The 378-nt window shown below is 55.8% G+C and carries 1 pseudogene; it reads right to left on the bottom strand.

From position 1 onward, the window contains the following. A pseudogene (locus GKAS_RS23395) lies at positions 1-378 on the bottom strand (IS1-like element IS1X2 family transposase); the annotation flags it as partial.

The following is a 378-nucleotide window of genomic DNA, read 5'->3' as shown; positions in this document are numbered from 1 at the left end:
GTCATGCAGCTCCACCGATTTTGAGAACGACAGTGACTTCCGTCCCAGCCTTGCCAGATGTTGTCTCAGATTCAGGTTATGTCGCTCAATGCGCTGAGTGTAACGCTTGCTGATAACGTGCAGCTTTCCCTTCAGGCGGGGTTCATACAGCGGCCAGCCATCCGTCATCCATACCACGACCTCAAAGGCCGACAGCAGGCTCAGAAGACGCTCCAGTGTGGCCAGAGTGCGTTCACCGAAGACGTGCGCCACAACCGTCCTCCGTATCCTGTCATACGCGTAAAACAGCCAGCGCTGACGTGATTTAGCACCGACGTAGCCCCACTGTTCGTCCATTTCAGCGCAGACAATCACATCACTGCCCGGTTGTATGCGCGA

It is taken from the genome of Kluyvera ascorbata ATCC 33433 (assembly GCF_000735365.1).
Taxonomy (GTDB): Bacteria; Pseudomonadota; Gammaproteobacteria; order Enterobacterales; family Enterobacteriaceae; genus Kluyvera; species Kluyvera ascorbata.
This window is presented reverse-complemented; position numbering and strand designations above follow the sequence as displayed.